This is a genomic window from Campylobacter concisus, assembly GCF_015229965.1.
Lineage (GTDB): Bacteria > Campylobacterota > Campylobacteria > Campylobacterales > Campylobacteraceae > Campylobacter_A > Campylobacter_A concisus_BD.
Genome location: NZ_JAAKZB010000002.1, coordinates 51,056 through 71,264 on the forward strand (window position 1 = coordinate 51,056; position 20,209 = coordinate 71,264).

Consider the following 20,209-nt stretch of genomic DNA (forward strand, 5'->3'; position numbering starts at 1 on the left):
TTTTTCACCTTATAAAATTTAAAATTTCACGCAGATCTTTGACATCCACGCAATGCGTCGCCTCTTTTTTTAAAATTTCTTTCGCACAAAAGGCAATTTTTAGATCACATTTTCTAAACATTGACATATCATTAGCTCCGTCGCCAACGCACATGATCTCACTTTTATCTAAATTTAATAGCCTCTTTAAGCGATCTATCATTTCGCCTTTTGAGCTACCAAACATCATCTCTCCGCCAACTTCACCTGTTAAAATTCCATCTTTGTGGTGCAAGATATTTGCAAAATTTGCATCAAATTTAAGTTTTTCTTGCATCTTATCAGTTGCGATGTGAAAACCACCACTAAAGACCACAACCTTTATGCCTTTTTGCTTTAGAGCAGCTATAAGCTCGCTAGCTCCTGGCATGATGGGTAAATTTTTACAAATTTCATCTGCTTTTGAAAGTGGCATTCCTTTTAAAAATTTTACTCTTGCTGTAAGACTTTCAAAAAAATCAAGTTCGCCGTTCATCGAACGCTTCGTTATGCTAGCCACCTCATTGCTGGCGTTATTAGCGGCGGCGAGGATATCAATCGTCTCGCCGTCCATTATCGTAGAGTCAAAGTCAAAAACACAAAGTTTTATCAAGCTATGCCCTAAAAATCACGCTTTAAAAGGCTCTCAACCTTTAAAATCGTAAGGATATTTTGATCGCGTTTGCCGATACCATAGATCATGCCTTTGTCTTTTACCAAAGTCTCTGGCGGCGGATCGATCCTGTTGCGGTCTATTCTGATAGCCTCCGTCAAGCGGTCTATCACGAAGCCTGCTATGTTATCCTCATCTTTCATGACGATATATCTTGTATTTGAGCTTTGCTTTGTAACATTTAGTGAAAAACGTTTTCGCAAATCAATAAGCGGGATAACGTTTCCACGTAGGTTAAAGACACCAAGAACATAGTCAGGCACGCTAGGAACACGGGTGTATTCGATAGGCTTGATTATCTCTTGGATATTTAAAATAGGTATCGCATACTCTTCTTCGCCAACAACGAAGCCTACAAGTTGGACTATATCTTCGTTGTTTTTTATCTCAGGCTCGTCAATTTGCTGTTTTTGTTTGCTTAAAACTTGGTTTAGTTTATCATTCATCGCCTAACCCCTAACCTAATTTAATATTTTTTCTAACAACGTTTTCAAGGTATTCTGACGAATATGGTTTTGTGATATATTCTGTCATACCAACCTCTACTCCGCGCAATCTATCAGTTTTAGACGTTCTTGATGTTACTGCTATTAGCGGTAAAGTGCGATACTTAGAGTATTTGCGAATTTCACCAGCTAGAGTATATCCGTCCATCCTTGGCATCTCAATATCAATGAGCACCGCATCAAATGCATGCTCGCCTGATTTAATTATATTGAGTGCTTCTACTCCGTTAGTTGCTTCTATTATTGTGACGCCGATTGGCTCAAGCGATTTTTGCATGATGGTTCTATCCATCTTAGAGTCATCAACGATTAGGACCTTATAATCGCTTGGTTTCTCTTTTGCTTTAGTGCTATCTTCCATTTCGGCTCTAATATTTACCTTAATATCCTTTGCCATCTCCATCATAGCACCAACGTCTATGATAAGAGTTACGCGACCATCGCCTCTAATAGTAGCTCCAGCGATGCCTGGGATATTTTGTAGATAATCACCCATTGACTTAATAACGATCTCTTCTTGACCAACTAAAGTATCTACAATGATACCCAGTTTTGCCTCAGCAACACCGATGATAACGACGTAAGTTTGATCTCCGCCGTCAAAGACTTTATTGACACCAAAGACATCTGAAAGTCTAACAAGAGATAAGACCTCATCTCTTAGTCTTAGAACGTTTTTACCATCGATCGTGTAGATATCATCGATCGGCACGCGAACAGTCTCAAGAACACTTGCAAGTGGTATCGCATAAAATTCCTCTTGTGTTCCAACAAGAAGTGACTGAATGATCGCAAGTGTGAGTGGAATTTTAAGCTTCATAACTGTGCCTTTTCCAACTTCACTCTCGATATCAATGATACCATTTAGTTTTTCAATGTTTGTCTTAACAACGTCCATACCAACGCCACGACCAGATACGTTTGTAACCTTGGCTGCAGTTGAAAATCCTGGCTTAAATATAAGACCAAAAGCCTCTTTCTCGCTCATCGCATCAGCTTCGCGCTCAGTGATGATGCCTTTTTCTATCGACTTAGCTTTAAGCATATCAGCGTCTAAGCCCTTACCATCATCAACTATCTCAACAACGATATGGTTGCCCTCATTGTAAGCTTTTAGCTGAACAAGGCCTTTTTCAGGTTTGCCCATTGCCTTTCTTGTCTCAGGATCTTCGATACCGTGGTCGCATGAGTTTCTGATGATGTGAACTAGCGGATCGCCGATCTCTTCAACGATTGATTTATCAAGCTCAGTCTCTTCACCTGAAATTTCAAGGTCGATCTGCTTACCAAGCTCACGGCTAAGGTCGCGTATCATACGTGGGAATTTATTAAAGACTTTTGCTATTGGAAGCATCCTTGTCTTCATAACAGCTAGCTGGATATCAGTCGTAACTAAGCTTAGGCTTGATACTACTTGATTTAGCTCTTCAAGGAATTTCTCGCCCTCATATCTCTCTTCTACATCATCATAAATTTTTAGTAGACGGTTTTTGCCAAGGACAAGCTCGCCGATTAAATTCATCAAGTGATCAAGTCTCTTTACTTCAACACGTATCGTTTGCTCTTGCGCTACTGCACTGCTGTTACTAGCTGCAGGCACTTTTTTATCTGCATCTCTTTCTCTGCTAGGAGCTGGTTTAGGTGCTGGTGCTGGTGCAGCGCTTGCAGCTGGTGCTATCTCTTCAGGAGATTTTGGAGCTATGCCTTTTGAAGCACGTCTTGCTTGATCTTCTGCTTTTCTAACTTTTAAGAGTCTCTCTATCTCAGCTTCAACCTCAGAGTCACTTAGCTTTGAAAGCTCAGCATCACTTACTTCAGGAGCTGCTTCTTCAGCTGGTGCGGCTGGCTCTGGCTCTTTTACTGGCTCAGGAGCTGGTGCTGCTGCTGGGGCTTCTGGGGCTACGCTTGGGGCTTCACCTTCAGAAATTTGTGTTAGGCTAGCACATATATTTTTAATATCAATGCCAGCGGCTGCGTCACTACCGTTATCTCTAATGCTCTCAAGTAGTCCTTTCATCATATCAACTGACTCAAGAACAACGTCCATGATATCTGGAGTGATCTTTAGCTCGCCTTTTCTAGCTTTGTTTAAAACATCCTCCATATGGTGAGTAAGCTCTGTTAAAACGTCAAAATTTAAAAAGCTTGAGCTACCTTTTACTGTGTGAGCAACGCGGAAAATTCTATTTAAAAGCTCCAAGTCTTCAGGGTTTGCCTCTAGTTCAACAAGGTCATGGTCTATCTGCTCAATAAGTTCGAAAGCCTCTATTAAAAAGTCTTCCATTATTTCTTTCATATCATCCATACTTCACCTCACTTCGCAGATTTAGAATGTGCTTCAATCACTTTTAGCACCTCTTGATAAAATACACCAGCATCAAATTTTGTAAGATACGCAGCACCACCGGCTTCTTTACTCTTAACCTCACTAAATTCATTGCTTAATGAAGAGTTAAACACAACTGGAACATCTTTAAATCTATCATCATTTTTAATAGTTGAAGCAAAGCGGTATCCATCCATTTGTGGCATTTCGATATCACTTAAGATAACTCTAAGCTCTTTTGTTAAGTTATCTCCATATCTTTGATAAAGCTCCTCCATCCTCTCTAAGCCCTCAACGCCGTTTTTAGCTTCAACTACGCTAAGGCCCATCTTCTCAAGTGCGTCTTTTACTAGCTTTCTAGCAGTTGAGCTATCATCTAGAACCAAAGCAGCACCTTTGATCTTTTGATCTTCTGTTACGTCAAATTCGATCTTTGGTGAGTAAATTCCTAGCTCTTCAACGATGCTTTCAAGATCAAGAATTAAAAGTACTTCGTCATTTTCTATTCTTGTTACGCCTGTGATCTTGCCTTTATCCAGAGTACCAGCTCCAGCAGCAAAATTTGCAGGCTCTATGTCTTTCCAGTTTATACGTCTGATCCTCTTGGCCTCATGGACGATAAAACCGATTAATATACCGCTAAATTCAGCGATAATAACACGTGGCTTTATAACTACACCCTCAGTTGGCTCGACGATATTCATCCATCTTGCCAAATTTATAACAGGGATAACCACACCTCTTAAATCAAAAATTCCCTCGATATACTCAGGAACGCCAGGAAGCTCGGTAAGATTTGGCATCTTAATGATCTCCCGCACCTTTGCGACATTGACTCCGTATATTCCTTCATATACTTTGTTTTCGGCCTTTTTAAAGATACGAAAATCAACAAGTTCCATCTCGTTTGAGCCCGTTTTTAGTACGTTGTCTCCAAACATCAATGTCCTTTCAAACTCATTTTGAGCAAATTCAACTTTTGCTGGGCGTATTCTACAACAAAATAACTTTGCTCGCATGCAAAACAAGGTAAATTTATATAAAATCTATCGTAAATATCAAATAGCTCACCTTGATGATAGTGTCCCTCTATCACTATACTTGCGTCAAAGCCCTGCAAATGCTTGCTCATTAGCTCCTTGAAGTTTGAAATTTTATAGTGCAGATTTTTCTTAGTAAGTTTGGCTAGTATCGCTTTTGAAATTTTAAAATCCAAAATTTTATCAATTGCGTTCATAAATTTCAAAAACCATCTAAGCCTTAAAAACCTAAGTGCGTACTTATCTATAAAAGGTAAAAATATATCTCCGTGCGCGATTTGGACGTGCTCGCCACTTATAGTTCTAAATTTCACTGGCTGAGCGCAAATGTCATAAACCTTTACCCCCTCAAAGCTTAGCCTCTCTCCTTTGTCCCAAAAATCTCTAGTTTTATTAAATAAATTTGAAAGCCTAAAATCGTGGTTGCCCTCGAAGTAAAAAATTTCCACCTTTTGTGAAATTTTATTTATAAACCTTAAGTGCTCAGCGTAAAATTCTCTTGTATATTCGCCCTCGCCCGTTAAAAAATCAAATATATCACCAAGCAAGAAAATCTGTGGCGGCTCTTTGATCTCTCCGCTATCGACAGCGCGTAAGAATTTCAAAAATCCATCGCGGTTTATGTTTTCATGCGCATCAGCCAAAAAGATCGCGCCTTCTTTTATAACGGGGGCATATAGATATTCGCTCAAATTTTGCCTTAATTAAAAATTAACGGAGTCAAAAAGCAGTTTTTAGCTCTTTGCCTCATCTTTTTAGTCAAATTTTATAGGCTTGTAGCAGATCTTAACGATCTCAACGTCGCTTCTGCCTTTTGGTAAATTTAGCGCGACCTCATCGCCCTCAGCCTTGCCTAAAAGCTGCTTTGCAAGAGGCGAGTTTATCGAGATATAGCCCTTGTCTAGGTCACTTTCGCTAACGCCAACTATCGTGTAAGTATGCTCAACCTCAGTCTCTTCGTCCATTATCGTCACACTTGAGCCAAATCTCACCCTATCATGCTCGTAGCTACTTGGATCGATCACTTCTGCGTTTGCCAAAAGTGCGCTAAGCTCAGCGATCCTAGCGTCTATAAAGGCTTGCTTCTCTTTTGCTGCGTGATACTCAGCATTTTCTTTAAGATCGCCGTGGCTTCTTGCGATGTCGATCTCTGTTACGATTTGAGGACGCTGCACCAGTCTTAGATCCTTTAGCTCAGCTTCTATCTTCTCGTATCCGTGCATTGTCATTGGTTCACTCATTTTTTACTCCATATTTTTTAAAATTTTTACTACGTTTTTGCTGCTGCCGTGCGCCAAATAGGCTCTTAGCTCATCGCAGCCTTTTAAGAATTTTTGCCTATCACAGCTCTCATAAGCTCTTAGCAAATTTTCAGCCGTTGCAAACTCTTGGATAAATTCCTCATGAAGCGGCTCTTTGCCCATGAAGTCAAACATTATATTTGCAAGTCCCGCGTGCTTGATCTTTACAAATTTTCTAGCGATGAAAACATCTATCGCTTTTGCCTTATATGCTAGCACAAATGGCGTGCCAATGAGCGCTGCCTCAAGCGTAGCCGTGCCAGAGCAAACAAAGGCAAAGTCGCTCTCACACAAGGCTTCAGGCGTGTTTGAGACGACCTCAAAGTCGCTTGTGTCGCCGTAAATTTCGCCCACTTTATCAAGCAAAAATGACGGCACGACAAGCAGCCTTGTAGCCTCTATCTTTTTAGCAAGCTCTCTATAAACTGGCATAAGCCTTGAAATCTCTGACCTTCTTGATCCTGGCAAAAACGCCACTTTGCCACTGCTACTTAGGCTAGTTTTCTTAAGCTTTATCTCATCCATCAAAGGATGGCCCACGTAGGTCGAGCGGCTATAAAATTTAGAGTCAAATGGCAGGATCGAAGCTAGGTTGTCACAGTACCTCTCCACAATACTCACTCTTTTTGGCTTCCACGCCCAAACTTGAGGCAAGATGTAGTATGTCACGGCTGCTTTCGCGCCGGCCTCTTTTATCGCCTTTGCAAGCGGTAGGTTAAAGGCTGGACTGTCTATTAGCAGCACTGCATCAGCCTCTTTTGCCATCTGGCTCATTACCTTCATCGCCTTTTTTGCCTTAAAAATGAGCGGCAAAACCTCGACAAAGCCCATCGCTGAAAACTCGCTGCTTTTCATATATGGCGTGCCAAGCTCTTCGCTAAAAATTCCCATTAGCTCAAATTCGCCCTCGAAATTTTTCAAAATTTCTTTTAAATGCAAATTTGCCGATGGCTCAAGAGCGGAGACTAAAATTTTCATTTACACACTTTCATCAGGTCTTTTTTTGGGGGCATTATACGCAAAAATTCTTTAAAATTTTAAGAAAGCTGTGATAAAATCCAACCCTTTAAAGGATAAAATTTGAAAGAAATTTTGATAACAAATGACGATGGATTTGAGGCGGCTGGCCTGCTTGCCTTAAAAGAAGCTTTAAGCGAGCTAGATGGCGTAAATGTCACGATCGTAGCTCCAAGCTCTGAAAAATCAGCCTGCGCTCACTCTTTGACGCTCACAAGGCCACTTAGATTTATAAAACTTGATGATGGCTTTTTTAAACTTGACGACGCAACACCTAGCGACTGCGTCTATCTCGCACTTCACGCACTTTATAACAAAAAACCAGATCTAGTGATAAGCGGCATAAATCACGGGGCAAATTTAGGTGAGGACATCACATACTCTGGCACGTGTGGAGCGGCGATGGAGGGCGTTTTACAGGGCATTAGAAGCATCGCCTTCTCGCAGTTTTATGAAAACAACTCACTAAATGAACTTGGCTTTGAGCTGGCAAAAGAGATCGTTAAATTTATCGTGCCAAAGGTGCTAAATGATGAAATTTTGTTAAATCAAAGAGAATTTCTAAATGTAAATATCCCAGCTAGAGCTAGCAAAAATTTCAAAGGTTATGCCGTCGTGCCAGCTGGCAGACGCACCTACGCCACGCATGCCACGCTTAATCGCAACCCAAGAGGCATCGAGTACTACTGGCTTGGAAACGCTGCACTTGAATACGAAAAAGGCGAGCCAAGCGACATCAGCAAGGTAAATGAGGGCTTTGCCACGATAACGCCCATAAAACTAAATATGACTTCGTATGAGAGCTTGGAGAGCTTAAAAGGGAAATTTGATGCAAAATGATAGATTTACAAGGATAAGATGGCTCTTTGGCGAGGATGGTTTTAGCAAGCTTCAAAGCGCAAAAGTGCTAGTTTGCGGAGCTGGAGGCGTTGGTGGGATGTGCGTAGATGCGCTTGCTAGAAGCGGGGTCGGAAGCATCACGCTGATCGATAAAGACATCTTTGACGTGACAAATCAAAACCGCCAAATTTACAGCGAAAACGTAGGCGGCATAAAGGTCGAGGAGTTTGCCAAAATTTATCCTTGCATCACGCCTATGCAGACGCTGATCACGCCTGAGTTTGTCGCTGGATTTGACTTTAGTAAATTTGACGTGGTGATCGATGCGATAGATGATATCGCTGCTAAGATCGCCCTTGCAAACGCAGTATATCCTAGTAAATTTATAGCCTCGATGGGCGGGGCAAAAAGGGTTGATCCTACAAAAATAAAGGTGGCTTCTGTTTGGAAAACCTCGATCGATCCGCTAGCTAGAAAATATAGATATGAGCTCAAAAGATCGGGCTTTAGTGGGAATTTCGACGTAGTTTTTTCAGTCGAAGAGCCCATCTGCAAGCCACTTGGAAGCTTCATGGGCGTGACTGCCTGCTTTGGGCTAAATTTAGCCTCACTGGCTGTTAAAAAGATAGTTGAGCAGTAAGCCTAAATTTACACTCCGAGCAAAATTTCAAATTAGAGCTGACATTTTGGATAAATTTAACAGTCAGCTCTACAAGAGACGAATTTGACAATCCAAGATGAGCATCTAGCAAATTTTAAAAATTTGTGAACGAGTAATTTCGGCTCTAAAATTTGAGCTAAGCTGCAATCGAGGCAAAATTTTAGTAGTTAATTCTTGTGGATGAGTGAGAGTTTAAATTTTATAACTACGAACTAAAAATATTTAATTTTTACAAAAATGTTCAAGCAAATTTTAAAATTAGAGCTGACATATCACGGCTCTAAATTTAGTGCTAAACAAAGTGCAGCCTAAATTTAGTAGTCCGCTAAGGCGAGTGAGTAAGATTTTAAAATTTGCAAATTTGCTTTATCAAATCATGCAAGTGTCAAGTAAATTTTAAAATTTCATGAACGAGTAATTTCGGCTCTAAAATTTGAGCTAAGCTGCAAGCGAAGCCAAATTTTAGTAGTCAATTCTTGCGAGTGAATGAGAGTTTAAAATTTGTAAAAATAGCTTGATTAAATTTGATTTATCCAAGAAGGAGACAAGAGGGGGGGGCTTAAATTTTGCTTTTCAGGCTCACAACTGTAGGATAGACACAAAACTCGTCCACTTATCCCACTTCTTTTTTAATCCCTCATCTGCTTGCAGTTACGAGACAAAGTCCTAGTAAAAACCTACGCGCGTTAGAAGTATATGCTTTAATGCTGATGCATTGCAAACCATAACAAATTTCTATTTTAAAATATTGATTTAAAAATTATAAGTCCTGAAATTTAGTAAGTAGTTTAAATAAATAAAAATTTAAAATAGACGCAAAGTTTACATATTTATCTGATCGTATTTGCTGTTTTTACAACCAAATGCGATTTATCATTTAAAATTTAACTCATCTTTTTTATATTTTCTAAGTAGCTCATTTATCTGGTTTTCAAATTTGCTCCATCTTGCTTCGCTGCCATGCTTTGCGAAGAGCCTTTTGGCATGAGAGATCAAAATTTCACTTTTATCTTTTATCAAAAGATATTCGTATAGTTGATTTATAGCAGCAAGGCCGTTTTGTTCGAGCATTAGCTCTATTAAATTTGTTTCAGAGCTATTTTGCTCAAAAAATTTAAAAACAAAGACAAGGTCATTTACTACATTTTCATAAATTTTAGCCACGTCACTATCTGGCTCTAGCTGGTAGTATGTAGCAGATGTGCGAGTGATTTCATGCACTCTAGCTCTGTAATGACACTCATACTCTTTTGGCTTGCTAAGCGCTTCTTTGCCAAGAGTAGCCTCTATAAAAGGGGCGTAAATGCCGCAATTTATATAAAACCTCGTGCGCTCTGAGCTATTGCCACTACTTTTTTGAAAATTTACAACGTATATAAAATTTGGAGTATTTTTGTAGAAATTTAAAGCGCTCTTGCTAAAGCCATTATCCTTAAATAGCGGCTTTAGCAGAGCGATAAGCTCGTCAAATTTCTCTTTCATAAATTTAACGTGCCAGATGTATGATTATTTATTTGCGCGCTCGATATACTCGCCACGAACTGTATCAACGCGGATGACCTCGCCTTCTAGTACGTGAAATGGTATCTGAACTACCGCACCACTCTCAAGAGTAGCTGGCTTTTTGCCGCCTTGTGTATCGCCCTTGAAATTTGGTGGAGTTTCAACTATCTTGAGCTCGACTACTTGTGGCACTTCAACGCCGATTGCATTGCCGTTGTGAAATAAAATTTCAACCATCATACCATCGATCATCCATTTTTTAACATCACCCACATCCTCGTCGCTGATCGCAACTTGCTCGTAAGTAGTTGTGTCCATAAACTGACAAAACTCACCATCATCATAGAGATACTGCATCTCTTTTTCTTCAAGATGCGGCTGCTCGCACTTGTCACCTGCGTGAAAAGTCTTTTCAAGAACCTTTCCATCGACAAAAGATTTGATCTTTGCACGAACAAAAGCTGCACCCTTACCCGGTTTAACGTGTTGATATTCTACGATTTTATAAGGAACGCCGTCGATCTCGATCTTTAGTCCCTTTTTTAGATCGCCCATTGAATATGAAGCCATTTTTTATCCTTTCGTAATTTGTTATATAACTGCGTATTGAGCCCAAACACAAGCTTCAAGTGCGTTTAATCTCTCTAGCGTTTCTGTTTTTATATGTTCATCAACCAAGATGACCGCAAGCGCCATGCCGTGCTCATCTCTACCAAGACGGAAGTCTGCGATGTTTATCTTCTCGTCAGCTAAAATTTTACTGATCTGAGCGATAACGCCTGGTACGTCGTGGTTTTTAAAGATGATCATCTTGCCTTTTGGCTTGAAGTCAGTCTTAAAGCCATTTACGGTTACTATGCGTTGTTGATTTTCACCAAAGACCGTGCCGCCAACGCTTACGATGCCATTTTCAGTCGTAATTCGAACTGTGATCTTGTTTTTAAAGATGCTATCTCCACCTGTGCTAGTTTCGGTGGTTATGCCTTTTTCGTCGCATAAAAATTTAGCATTTACGTAGTTTATCGCATCGCCAAGACTCTCTTTTAAAGCGCCAACGATCGCAAAAGTTAGCATTGAATTTGCATATTCGCTAATCTGCCCGTGAGTCTCTATGCGGATAGCTTTGATGGCACTTTTGTTTATCTGAGCTGCGAGAAATGCCATCTTGCTTGTAAGATCGATATAAGGCTCAACAAATGGCGGTAGATCTTCTGTTTTGATAGGTAAATTTAAAGCGTTTGGATAGCTTATACCGCGTGCTGCCAAGATAGCTTGCTCGACTGCCTCTACTGCGATGTTGCGCTGCGACTCAAGGGTGTTTGCTCCAAGATGAGGTGTGACGCTTACATTATTTAGATCAAGAAGCGGATGGCTTGTCGCTGGCTCTTTTGTAAAAACGTCAATGCCAGCAAATGCTATCTTGCCACTTTTTAGCCCTTCATAAAGCGCCTCTTCGTTATAAAGACCACCTCTAGCGCAGTTTATAAGCCTTACGCCATCTTTCATCTTTGCTATCTCTTTAGCGCCGATCATATCGGTTGTCTCTTTGGTCTTTGGAGTATGGATCGTGATGAAGTCGCATGCCAAGATGTCATCAAAATTTTTAGTATAAGTGCCACCCATATCGATAACTTTAGATGGATCGATATATGGGTCGTATGCGATGATATCCATGCCAAAAGCTTTTGCGCGAGCTGCTACTCTTGAGCCGATGTTACCAAAACCGATCACACCTAGCTTTTTCTTAAACAGCTCAACTCCGTACCACTTCTCGCGTTTCCAAATTCTATCTAGCTTTAGATCGTTGTGAGCGTATTCAAGTGATCTTGCAGCTGCTAGCATGTGTGCCATAGTTAGCTCAACTGCTGCGATAGTATTTGCAGTTGGGACGTTCATAGCGATGATGCCTCTTCTTGAACAGCCATCTATATCAACGTTATCCACGCCAACACCAGCTCTAACGATAGCTTTTAGCTTCTTACCAGCTTCTAAAAACGCCTCATTTACCTCAGTCGAGCTTCTAGTGATCGCCACATCGGCCTCACCTAAAATTTTTAAAAGCTCGTCTTTTGGGGTATTAACTGTGTCTATTACATTTATATCTTGTTCTTTTTTTAAAAGTTCAAAACCTACTGGGTGTATCGCATCGCAAACAATGATAGTTTTCATAATTTTACCTCTCTCACACTTGAGTGGATATCGTAAACCCTTAGCTGCAAAATGATATTTTGCAAAAGCCTTGAGTCTTGGGTATTTAAAAAGATCTGGCTCTTAGCCCCATCTCTTACTACAGTAAAATCAACCTCGCTATTTCGCAAAGTCTGCATCAAGCAGAACATAGAGTAGATGTCGTTTTTATCTATCAAAAGTTCGTATGCTGTGGTCTTTGGCTTTTCTATCTTAGGTCGGTTGTATTCTATAAAAATTTCATTTACGGGCAATACGTAATCTTTTTTCTTAATAGTTGCCAGCTCATTGATCCAGTTTTCACTGCCAGCTGTGTTTTTGGTTATATTTTGCTCACTTGTAATATTTTTTTCAGTAGTTTGGCTGAAATTTACGCTTGCAAATTTAACAAGATAAACTCCAACCAAACCTAATATCACAAAGAGCAGAACAACTACTAATAAAAGCGTGCGTCTGCCCATTTATACTAGCGTAATTGTTCTTTTATAATGTCGCCAAGTGTTACTTTGTCGTCGTTGTCGTTGATCTCATTTAACACTTCACGCTCTTTTTGTTTTGCTAAACGGCGTATGCTTAGACGAATTCTATTTTTCTTCTCATCGATAAATGCAATAGCAGCTTCGATCTCATCGCCGATTTTAAGCGTGCTTGCATCTACGCTACCTAGATCTTCTTTGCGGATTAACGCATCGACATTATCGCCAAGCTCAACAAATACGCCGAAGTCTTTAATGTCACGGATCGTTCCTTTTACGATGTCGCCTACACTAAATTTATTAGCAAATGCTTGAACTGGACTTTGTTTTAGATCTTTTAGGCTTAGAGAAATTTTTTGCTCAGCGCTGTCGATTTTGATGATCTTTACTTCTAGCTCATCGCCAGCCTTAAACATATCTTTGCACTTGTCATTTCTATCCCAAGATGCATCTTCGTTGTGTAGCAAGCCCTCAACGCAGCCTACTCTAACAAATGCACCAAAATTTGTAATAGTTGTCACAACGCCTTTTACTACGTCACCCTCTTTAAATTTAGCTTTAAATTCATCAAATGGCTTTGGAAGTAAATTTTTAAGGCTCACTCTTAAGCGGTGTCCTTTTGCGTCTATTTCGATAACTTCAACATCGATCTCTTGACCTTCGCTGATGTGATCTTTTGGATTTTTGATATTTTTATCCCATGAAATTTCAGATATGTGTAAAAATCCTTCAATATCATTTCCAAGATCGACAAATGCGCCATAAGGCTCGATATTGCTAACTGTTACTTTGATGGTGTCGCCAACTTCTAGACCATCATTTATGATCTCTTCCCAAGGATCTGGAGTAGCAGCCTTGATAGATAGAGATAGGTGGCGTTTTTCGTTGTCATAGCTGATAACTTTAACTAAAACTTTATCGCCTTCTTTGTATAAAGAGCTAGGATTTACTGGGCCTTTGTAGCTTATCTCGCTGTAATGCACAAGTCCGTCTACACCGCCAACATCAACAAACATACCATAAGTTGTGATCTTCTTAACTGTGCCCTCTATAACACTATCGTTTTCTACTATGTTTGATAGAGCTTCTTTGCGTTTTTTGCGGTCGTCATCTAAAATTTTCTTTCTTGAGACAACGATGCTATTCTCTTCTTTATCAACTTTTATAACTCTTACTTTGTATGATTTTCCGACTACGCCCTCAGCGTTTTTAAATCCGCTGTGCGTTCTTGGTAAGAAAAATTCTACGCCATTTGCGTCTTGAGTGATAAAACCACCTTTATTTTTTCCAACTACTTTTACGTCGATTTCGCCAGAATTTTCAGGATCGTAAGCTTCGATGAAAGCTTTAACTTTCTCTTTTCTAAGTGCTTTTTTGTGCGACACTATAGGTCTTCCATTTCTTGATCCAGTTATTACAACTTTGATCGTATCGCCAACTTTATGCGTCAGGTTGCCGTTTGCGTCAGTGATCTCAGAAACATTTAAAATGCCTTCTGACTTCTTGCCAACGTCGATTAAAACCTCATCGCCATTGATACTGACGATCTTTGCGTCACTATCTTCTTCAGTCTTTTTAAAAGACTCCTCTAACATCGCAGCAAAATCGATATCTTCGATATCTTCGTCTTTTGCTTTTCCTAATTGAACACTTTTGTTCACAGCCATCTTGATCCTTTAAATTTTATTATGCCAGTAGAGGCAAATTGGCTTATTATAGTTAATTGTGGCTTTAGCTAGGATAAATTTTATACTTTTTTGATTCTGTCAACGACTTTTTGTATGATCCAGTCAGGTGTGCTAGCGCCCGCACTTATGCCGCACAAATTTTTGCCGTCAAACCATGATCTTTCAAGCTCTTCTTCGCTTTCAATGAGATAGCTGTCTTCGCAGAAATTTTTAGATATTAGGTAGAGTTGCTTTGTGTTTGAGCTGTTTTTTCCGCCGATTATTATCATCACGTCAGCTCTTTTTGCTAAATTTTTAGCAGCCTCTTGGTTTTCAAATGTCGCGTTGCAGATCGTGTTAAAGACACGCAGCTCTTTTACATGAAGCATGAGATAGTTTGCGATCTGCATAAATTTCTCAACTTTTCTAGTAGTTTGGCTAACGAGCGCGACCTTTTGCTTAAATTTAATGCCCTCTAACTCGCTCTCTTCAAGCACGACATAGACATTGCCCTTAGCATACGACTTCACCCCTTTTACCTCTGGGTGGTGCACGTCACCAAAGATCACCACATCATAGCCCTCTTCGCTCATTTTTTCGCAAATTTGTTGTGGCTTTGTCACAAACGGACAAGTTGCGTCGATCACTTTTATATCGGTCTTTTTTAGCTCTGCAAGGTCATTTTTAGTGATGCCATGAGTGCGGATGATCGCCTTTTTCTCATCTTTTAGCTCATCTATACCCTCAAGCGTCTTTACATTGTAGTTTTTCTCAAGCCTGTTTATCTCTTCGTTGTTATGGATGAGCGGGCCGATAGTTGCGGCATCTCCAGCATTTTCAGCTATCTTTATCGCTCTTTTTACGCCAAAGCAAAATCCATAACTACTAGCAAGCTCGATCTTCAACTCTAGCTCCCATTTTCTTTAAAATTTCAGCAAAATTTGGAAATGAAGTGGCGATAAATTCGCTCTTTTCTATCTGCATGCCACATTTTAGTCCAAGTATGGCAAAGCTCATGGCGATCCTGTGATCTCCGTGGCTATCTATTGTAGCAAATTTAGCCTCAGAGCCATTTATGATAAAGCCATCTTCAAGCTCGCTAGCATCGACACCGCACTGCTTTAGCGCATTTATCGTGACAGCTATCCTGTCGCTCTCTTTTACGCGAAGCTCTTTTGCATTTGTTAGCTTGCTTTGACCCTTAGCGCAGGCAAATGCGATGGCTAAAGCTGGGGCTTCGTCAATGAGCCACGAGATATTTTCGCTAACCTCTACACCTTTTAAATTTGGCGAGTACTTAACTTCAATATCACCGATATCTTCATATTTGCTTGAGGTTTTGTGAAATTTTATCTCAGCACCCATTTTCTCTAAAACCCTGTAAGCTTCGATGCGAGTTTTATTTAGCAAGATATTTTTTAAAATGATATGCGAATTTGGGATGATTAGAGCTGCTACCGCAAAGAAAAATGCCGAGCTTGGGTCATTTGGCACGTCTATGTCAAGTGGTGCAAGTGGGCCTTTCATCGGCTCTAGCGTGATCTCTAGGCCGTCACGCTTTATATCAGCTCCCATGCCTGCAAGCATGCGCTCAGTGTGGTCTCTGCTTAGCTCTGGTTCGCTAAATTTGCAGCCATTTGAGTAAAGAGCCGCTAGCAAAAGCGCGCTTTTTACCTGAGCTGAGGCGATCTTGCTATCAAAACTAAATCTTTCAAATTTAGTCCCTCTTATGCAAAGAGGAGCGTTGTTTGCATTGTTTGCACCATCTATCTTTGCACCCATTTCATTTAGAGGCTTTGCTATCCTTGCCATCGGACGAGAATTTAAGTATTTATCGCCACTTAGCACGAAAAAACCATCCTGCGCAGCTAATAGCCCCATAAAAAGCCTCATCGCTGTGCCTGAGTTGCCACACTCTAAAATTTCATTTGGCTCTTTTATCTTTTGTGGCGGAGTGATCGTTATTTCAGCGCCGTTATCTTCGATCTTTGCGCCAAGGAGCTCGACTATTTTTAAGGTATTTAGCGTATCACCTGCTTTTAGATAGTTTCTAACGCGAGATGGCTTGTCGCTTAAAAGCGAAAACATCGCGCATCTATGCGAGATAGACTTATCCGCTGCGATGTCATCGATGGTTAAATTTAGACTTTTTTCTAGTGGATAAATTCTCATCTTATTCCGATATTTAGTTTCTCTTTTAGCTCGCTTAAAATTTTATCCATAAGTGCGTTTATATCGTCATCTTCAAGCGTTTTTTCCATATCTTGGAATGTAAATTTAAGGCTAAGGCTAATCGCGCCGTTTAGTTTCACATCTTTATAGATATCAACCGGCAAAAACTCTTTTAGCTCTTTTAAATTTAGCCCTCTTATACACTCATAAATGCGTCCAGCCTCGAAATTTTCAGGCACGATGAGGCTAAGATCCCTTGTAGTGCTTTGGAATTTTGAGTAAGGCACTGCTAAGATCGGCTCAAATTTAAGCTTTGCAAAATCAATCTCACAAATATAAGTTTTAGGCAGATCCCTTTTTGCCTCTACTCTTGCATCGACTCTGCCGATATAGCCGATCTTTTCGCCATTTTGATATATGTGTGCTTGCTCGTATGGGCTAAGATACGATATTTCGCGGCAAGGTTTTAGCTCAAATTTACCTATGACATTTTGCACCATCGCTGCAAATGCGTAGAAATTTGCCTCTTCGCCCTTTGCGCCGTTTATGAGTGTTGGCTCTTTTAAGAGGCCTGATACGACAAAGCCTAAATTTAAGCCTTGGTTTGCATTTTCATCAAAAACTTCGCCAAGCTCAAAAAGTCTAACTGAGCGTTTTGAGTTTTTGATGTTTTTCTCGCTTGAGCTTAGAAGGTGATTAACAAGTGCCGGTCTAAGCGTGTTTAGCTCGTTGTTTATAGGATTTAGTATCTTGATCTTGCAAGGTTTGAAATTTAGCTCACTTAGCTCATCAAGGCTGTCAAATACGTAGTGTACGCTTTCAAAAAAACCATTGTCGGCTGCACGGCGCCTTAAATTTAAAGCATTTTTATAGTCAAAATATGTCTTATTTAGCCTACTTTTCTCTGCAAAATTTAGCGGCGTTGAGGCGATATTGTCGATGCCTATTATCCTTACGATCTCCTCGCAGATATCATGAGAATTTACGATGTCATGGCGAAATAACGGCACTTTTACATTAAAGCTCTCTTGCTCAACATTTACCGCGATCTCGAAGCCAAGTTTCTTTAAAATTTTAACGACATCGTTTCTTGCAACCTCTTGACCGATCATATTTTTAAGCTCGCCAAGCGAGATGCTAAGCGTGATAGGCTCTGTGTTTAGAAGTGACTGCTGTGAGCCAGCGAAAAGACTTAGGCTATCTTTAAAGCCAGCTAGCCTTTTAAAAAGATAGTCCGCCCCGTAAGCTAAATTTGGCTCGCTACCACGGCTTGAGCGATAAACTTGATCGCCTTTTGGTAAATTTTTATTTTCAAAAATGGCTTTTGAGACAACATCTGGTTTTACGTAGCTAGCCTCTACCAAGATCACCTTTGAGCCCTCATCAACCCTAGCCTCATCGCTTTGGTAAATTCCAGCAATGCCTAAATTTTTATCCTCGCAAAAGACCACGCACTCGCCATTTTCGCCATTTTTGATGTCAAAAACTGCTTTTTCGCCCTCGCCCACAAGCTTAGCATGATCATAAGCTCTAAACAAGACGCCCGTGCAAAATGTCGCGTATTCAAGTAGTCTTTCTACTAAATTTGTCTTTTGGCAATCAATCAGAGCTAGCCTCATCCTAGTTAATAAATTTTCACTCAATGCATTTTTTAGCTCAAAGGCTTTATATAAAAACGAGCCATTTACCTTATCTTCAGTTCGCACAGATGCAATCCTGCCGATGCCTAGTAAATTTTCGCTATCTTCATTTTCGTGGCTATCTTTCATATTTAGATCAAGTGCGGTGCAAATTTCTCTTGCGATGCCGTGTAAATTTTGGCAGTCGCCCCTATTTGCTGTGACATCAACCTCGATGATCACATCTTTAAACGCTTCAAATTCACCAAGGCTTGTGCCAAGTTTTAGCTTGCCGATACTCTCATCAAGTGGCAAGATACCGTCATTTGTCTTAGGTAGTCCTAGCTCAGCCGATGAGCAGATCATACCGCATGACTCGATGCCTCTTAGCTTTGCCTTTTTGATCTCAAGACCATTTGGCATCGTCGTGCCAATGAGCGCAACTGGCACAAACTGACCAGCCTCGACGTTTTTAGCCCCACACACGATCTGAAGCGTTTCGCTGCCAACATCAACCTGACAAACGCTTAGCTTATCGGCATCTGGGTGCTTTTCTCTACTTTTTACATAGCCAACTACGATGCTCTTTGGTAAATTTATCTCTTTATAGCTATCAACTTCTAAACCGATTGAATTTAATGTCTTTGAAAGTGTCTCGCCGCTAACCTCGCTAAGGTCGACCCACTCGTTTAACCAATGCTTTGAAATTATCATTTAAACTGCTCCAACAATCTTAAATCTCCCTCAAAAAGTGACCTTAGATCAGGCACTCTATGAAGTAACATCGCAAATCTCTCAACGCCAAGGCCAAAGGCATATCCACTTACATTTTTGTAGCCAACAGCCTTAAATACATTTGGATCAACGACGCCGCATCCAAGCACCTCAAGCCAAGTAGTCTGCTTGCACACCCTGCAACCCTTACCATGGCAGAATATACAACTAATATCAACCTCTGCGCTAGGCTCCGTAAATGGGAAAAAGCTAGGGCGAAAACGCACTTCAACGTCGCCAAACATATGTTTTAAAAAGCCCTCAAGCATTGATTTTAAATTTGCAAAGCTAACTTTCTCAGCGTCCTCCACCACAAGGCCCTCGACCTGGTGAAACATCGGTGTATGCGTTAAGTCCATATCACGTCTAAAGACCGTACCTGGCGCTATCATGCGGATAGGTGGCTTTTGATTTAACATAGTTCGCACCTGAACTGGGCTCGTATGCGTCCTTAAAAGTCTAAAATCATCTAGGTAAAATGTATCTTGCATATCCCTTGCTGGGTGGTATTTTGGTAAATTTAGCGCCTCAAAGTTGTGAAAATCATCTTCTATAAGCGGCCCAGTCTCGAGCGAGAAATTTAGAGCTAAAAAATACTCAATTATCTTATCCATCGTGGCCATCACAGGATGCAGCGCCCCGCTAGCAACAGGCTCATTAAAGAGCGTGATATCAGCGGCCTCTTTTTTCATCTTATTATCTATCTCTTGCTCGCTAAGCTCAGCCTTTTTAGCTTCTATAAGCGCGCTTAGCTCATCTCTTTGCTTATTTAAATTTGCTGCAAATTCCTTTTTTTCATCTTCGCCAAGCTCTTTTAGCTTTGCAAAGCCTTGCGCCAAGATGCCCTTTTTGCCAAAAATTTCTACCCTGACCTTCTCCAGATCATCAAGAGTTGAAATTTCATTTTTGATTTTGTTAATGAAATCTTGCAATTTTTTACCTTTATGAATTTTTGCATCGATTTTATAGAAAAAGAGTTAAAATCAAGATAAAAAGCGCGAAATTTAAGCACACTTTGATATAATTTCTCAAACTTTCAAAGGAGCTAAAATGACCATATTTGAAAAGATCGTTGCTGGTGAAATTCCTTGTAACAAAGTGCTTGAAAGCGAGAAATTTCTAGCTTTTAACGACATCAACCCAAAAGCGCCGATCCACATCCTCATCATCCCTAAAAAACACTACAAAAACTTCCAAGAGATGGATCCAGTTTTGATGGGTGAGATGACTAAATTTATCCAAGAAGTGGCGAGCTTAATGGGCGTTGATAAGAGCGGTTACCGCCTCATAACAAACTGCGGCGAAAACGGCGGTCAAGAGGTTATACACCTACACTTTCACCTGCTTGCTGGCGCAAAACTTGGCTGGAGCGAAGGCGTAGCTGATCCACAAAGCACATTTTAAAAAAAATTTAGACTCTTTTTGAGTC

Annotated in this window: 19 protein-coding genes; 3 read left to right on the forward strand and 16 right to left on the reverse strand. The window is 40.4% G+C overall.

Features of this window, described 5'->3' with window-relative positions; all coding sequences use genetic code 11:
* Positions 1-4 precede the first annotated feature (4 nt).
* From serB to lpxB, 7 genes are all read right to left on the reverse strand, one after another.
* Positions 5-631: a phosphoserine phosphatase SerB gene (gene serB, locus G6W43_RS01320; RefSeq protein ID WP_194168964.1), complete on the reverse strand. Its 627-nt coding sequence runs from the start codon at positions 629-631 to the stop codon at positions 5-7.
* 8 nt (positions 632-639) lie between these two features.
* Positions 640-1,137 carry a chemotaxis protein CheW gene (locus G6W43_RS01325; protein ID WP_021087872.1) on the reverse strand — a complete coding sequence of 166 codons (498 nt, stop codon included), beginning with the start codon at positions 1,135-1,137 and terminating at the stop codon, positions 640-642.
* A gap of 10 nt (positions 1,138-1,147) precedes the next feature.
* Positions 1,148-3,502 carry a hybrid sensor histidine kinase/response regulator gene (locus G6W43_RS01330; RefSeq protein WP_194168965.1) on the reverse strand — a complete coding sequence of 785 codons (2,355 nt, stop codon included), beginning with the start codon at positions 3,500-3,502 and terminating at the stop codon, positions 1,148-1,150.
* Positions 3,503-3,510: 8 nt separating this feature from the next.
* Positions 3,511-4,464, reverse strand: a complete 954-nt coding sequence (locus G6W43_RS01335) for a chemotaxis protein (protein WP_194168966.1) — start codon at positions 4,462-4,464, stop codon at positions 3,511-3,513.
* The gene (locus G6W43_RS01340) at positions 4,464-5,255 is read right to left on the reverse strand and encodes a UDP-2,3-diacylglucosamine diphosphatase (RefSeq protein WP_194168967.1); all 792 of its coding nucleotides are present in this window, start codon (positions 5,253-5,255) and stop codon (positions 4,464-4,466) included. Before G6W43_RS01340 ends, G6W43_RS01335 begins: the two co-directional genes overlap by 1 nt.
* A 63-nt stretch (positions 5,256-5,318) precedes the next feature.
* Positions 5,319-5,804, reverse strand: coding sequence for a transcription elongation factor GreA (gene greA / locus G6W43_RS01345; protein ID WP_012001423.1), 486 nt, complete (start codon positions 5,802-5,804; stop codon positions 5,319-5,321).
* A gap of 3 nt (positions 5,805-5,807) precedes the next feature.
* A complete protein-coding gene (gene lpxB, locus G6W43_RS01350; RefSeq protein WP_194168968.1) occupies positions 5,808-6,842 on the reverse strand; it encodes a lipid-A-disaccharide synthase in 1,035 nt (344 codons plus the stop codon).
* Positions 6,843-6,944: 102 nt separating this feature from the next.
* On the opposite strand from lpxB, the gene surE reads away from it, so the two are divergent.
* The gene (gene surE / locus G6W43_RS01355; protein ID WP_194168969.1) at positions 6,945-7,721 is read left to right on the forward strand and encodes a 5'/3'-nucleotidase SurE; all 777 of its coding nucleotides are present in this window, start codon (positions 6,945-6,947) and stop codon (positions 7,719-7,721) included.
* Positions 7,711-8,361, forward strand: a complete 651-nt coding sequence (locus G6W43_RS01360) for a tRNA threonylcarbamoyladenosine dehydratase (protein ID WP_194168970.1) — start codon at positions 7,711-7,713, stop codon at positions 8,359-8,361. Before surE ends, G6W43_RS01360 begins: the two co-directional genes overlap by 11 nt.
* 894 nt (positions 8,362-9,255) lie before the next feature.
* Here the strand turns inward: G6W43_RS01360 and G6W43_RS01365 are convergent.
* The 9 genes from G6W43_RS01365 to pheS form a co-directional block, all read right to left on the reverse strand.
* Positions 9,256-9,864, reverse strand: coding sequence for a DUF4304 domain-containing protein (locus G6W43_RS01365; RefSeq protein ID WP_194168971.1), 609 nt, complete (start codon positions 9,862-9,864; stop codon positions 9,256-9,258).
* Positions 9,865-9,888: 24 nt separating this feature from the next.
* On the reverse strand, positions 9,889-10,455 hold the full coding sequence (gene efp, locus G6W43_RS01370; protein ID WP_004317246.1) for an elongation factor P: 567 nt from the start codon (positions 10,453-10,455) through the stop codon (positions 9,889-9,891).
* Between the two features lie 21 nt (positions 10,456-10,476).
* Positions 10,477-12,057, reverse strand: coding sequence for a phosphoglycerate dehydrogenase (gene serA, locus G6W43_RS01375; protein WP_342672209.1), 1,581 nt, complete (start codon positions 12,055-12,057; stop codon positions 10,477-10,479).
* The gene (locus G6W43_RS01380; protein ID WP_194168973.1) at positions 12,051-12,533 is read right to left on the reverse strand and encodes a hypothetical protein; all 483 of its coding nucleotides are present in this window, start codon (positions 12,531-12,533) and stop codon (positions 12,051-12,053) included. Before G6W43_RS01380 ends, serA begins: the two co-directional genes overlap by 7 nt.
* Positions 12,534-12,538: 5 nt before the next feature.
* The gene (locus G6W43_RS01385) at positions 12,539-14,215 is read right to left on the reverse strand and encodes a 30S ribosomal protein S1 (protein WP_004317168.1); all 1,677 of its coding nucleotides are present in this window, start codon (positions 14,213-14,215) and stop codon (positions 12,539-12,541) included.
* An 80-nt stretch (positions 14,216-14,295) separates the two neighbouring features.
* On the reverse strand, positions 14,296-15,120 hold the full coding sequence (locus G6W43_RS01390; protein WP_107796605.1) for a 4-hydroxy-3-methylbut-2-enyl diphosphate reductase: 825 nt from the start codon (positions 15,118-15,120) through the stop codon (positions 14,296-14,298).
* Positions 15,101-16,387: a 3-phosphoshikimate 1-carboxyvinyltransferase gene (aroA, locus tag G6W43_RS01395; RefSeq protein ID WP_194168974.1), complete on the reverse strand. Its 1,287-nt coding sequence runs from the start codon at positions 16,385-16,387 to the stop codon at positions 15,101-15,103. Before aroA ends, G6W43_RS01390 begins: the two co-directional genes overlap by 20 nt.
* Positions 16,384-18,720, reverse strand: coding sequence for a phenylalanine--tRNA ligase subunit beta (gene pheT / locus G6W43_RS01400; protein WP_194168975.1), 2,337 nt, complete (start codon positions 18,718-18,720; stop codon positions 16,384-16,386). Before pheT ends, aroA begins: the two co-directional genes overlap by 4 nt.
* The gene (gene pheS, locus G6W43_RS01405; RefSeq protein ID WP_004317202.1) at positions 18,717-19,712 is read right to left on the reverse strand and encodes a phenylalanine--tRNA ligase subunit alpha; all 996 of its coding nucleotides are present in this window, start codon (positions 19,710-19,712) and stop codon (positions 18,717-18,719) included. The genes pheT and pheS overlap by 4 nt, the downstream gene beginning before the upstream one ends.
* A gap of 118 nt (positions 19,713-19,830) precedes the next feature.
* On the opposite strand from pheS, the gene G6W43_RS01410 reads away from it, so the two are divergent.
* Positions 19,831-20,184, forward strand: coding sequence for a histidine triad nucleotide-binding protein (locus G6W43_RS01410; RefSeq protein ID WP_194168976.1), 354 nt, complete (start codon positions 19,831-19,833; stop codon positions 20,182-20,184).
* The last annotated feature ends 25 nt before the right edge of the window (positions 20,185-20,209 follow it).

What these genes read in the sequence shown, in the direction of transcription:
- G6W43_RS01335 (WP_194168966.1), bottom strand. Translation starts at nt 4,464, where the DNA reads ATGTTTGGAGACAACGTACTAAAAACGGGCTCAAACGAGATGGAACTT.
- lpxB (WP_194168968.1), bottom strand. Translation starts at nt 6,842, where the DNA reads ATGAAAATTTTAGTCTCCGCTCTTGAGCCATCGGCAAATTTGCATTTA.
- G6W43_RS01360 (WP_194168970.1), top strand. Translation starts at nt 7,711, where the DNA reads ATGCAAAATGATAGATTTACAAGGATAAGATGGCTCTTTGGCGAGGAT.
- efp (WP_004317246.1), bottom strand. Translation starts at nt 10,455, where the DNA reads ATGGCTTCATATTCAATGGGCGATCTAAAAAAGGGACTAAAGATCGAG.
- G6W43_RS01330 (WP_194168965.1), bottom strand. Translation starts at nt 3,502, where the DNA reads ATGGATGATATGAAAGAAATAATGGAAGACTTTTTAATAGAGGCTTTC.
- G6W43_RS01380 (WP_194168973.1), bottom strand. Translation starts at nt 12,533, where the DNA reads ATGGGCAGACGCACGCTTTTATTAGTAGTTGTTCTGCTCTTTGTGATA.
- G6W43_RS01365 (WP_194168971.1), bottom strand. Translation starts at nt 9,864, where the DNA reads ATGAAAGAGAAATTTGACGAGCTTATCGCTCTGCTAAAGCCGCTATTT.
- aroA (WP_194168974.1), bottom strand. Translation starts at nt 16,387, where the DNA reads ATGAGAATTTATCCACTAGAAAAAAGTCTAAATTTAACCATCGATGAC.
- G6W43_RS01325 (WP_021087872.1), bottom strand. Translation starts at nt 1,137, where the DNA reads ATGAATGATAAACTAAACCAAGTTTTAAGCAAACAAAAACAGCAAATT.
- G6W43_RS01385 (WP_004317168.1), bottom strand. Translation starts at nt 14,215, where the DNA reads ATGGCTGTGAACAAAAGTGTTCAATTAGGAAAAGCAAAAGACGAAGAT.
- pheT (WP_194168975.1), bottom strand. Translation starts at nt 18,720, where the DNA reads ATGATAATTTCAAAGCATTGGTTAAACGAGTGGGTCGACCTTAGCGAG.
- greA (WP_012001423.1), bottom strand. Translation starts at nt 5,804, where the DNA reads ATGAGTGAACCAATGACAATGCACGGATACGAGAAGATAGAAGCTGAG.
- G6W43_RS01410 (WP_194168976.1), top strand. Translation starts at nt 19,831, where the DNA reads ATGACCATATTTGAAAAGATCGTTGCTGGTGAAATTCCTTGTAACAAA.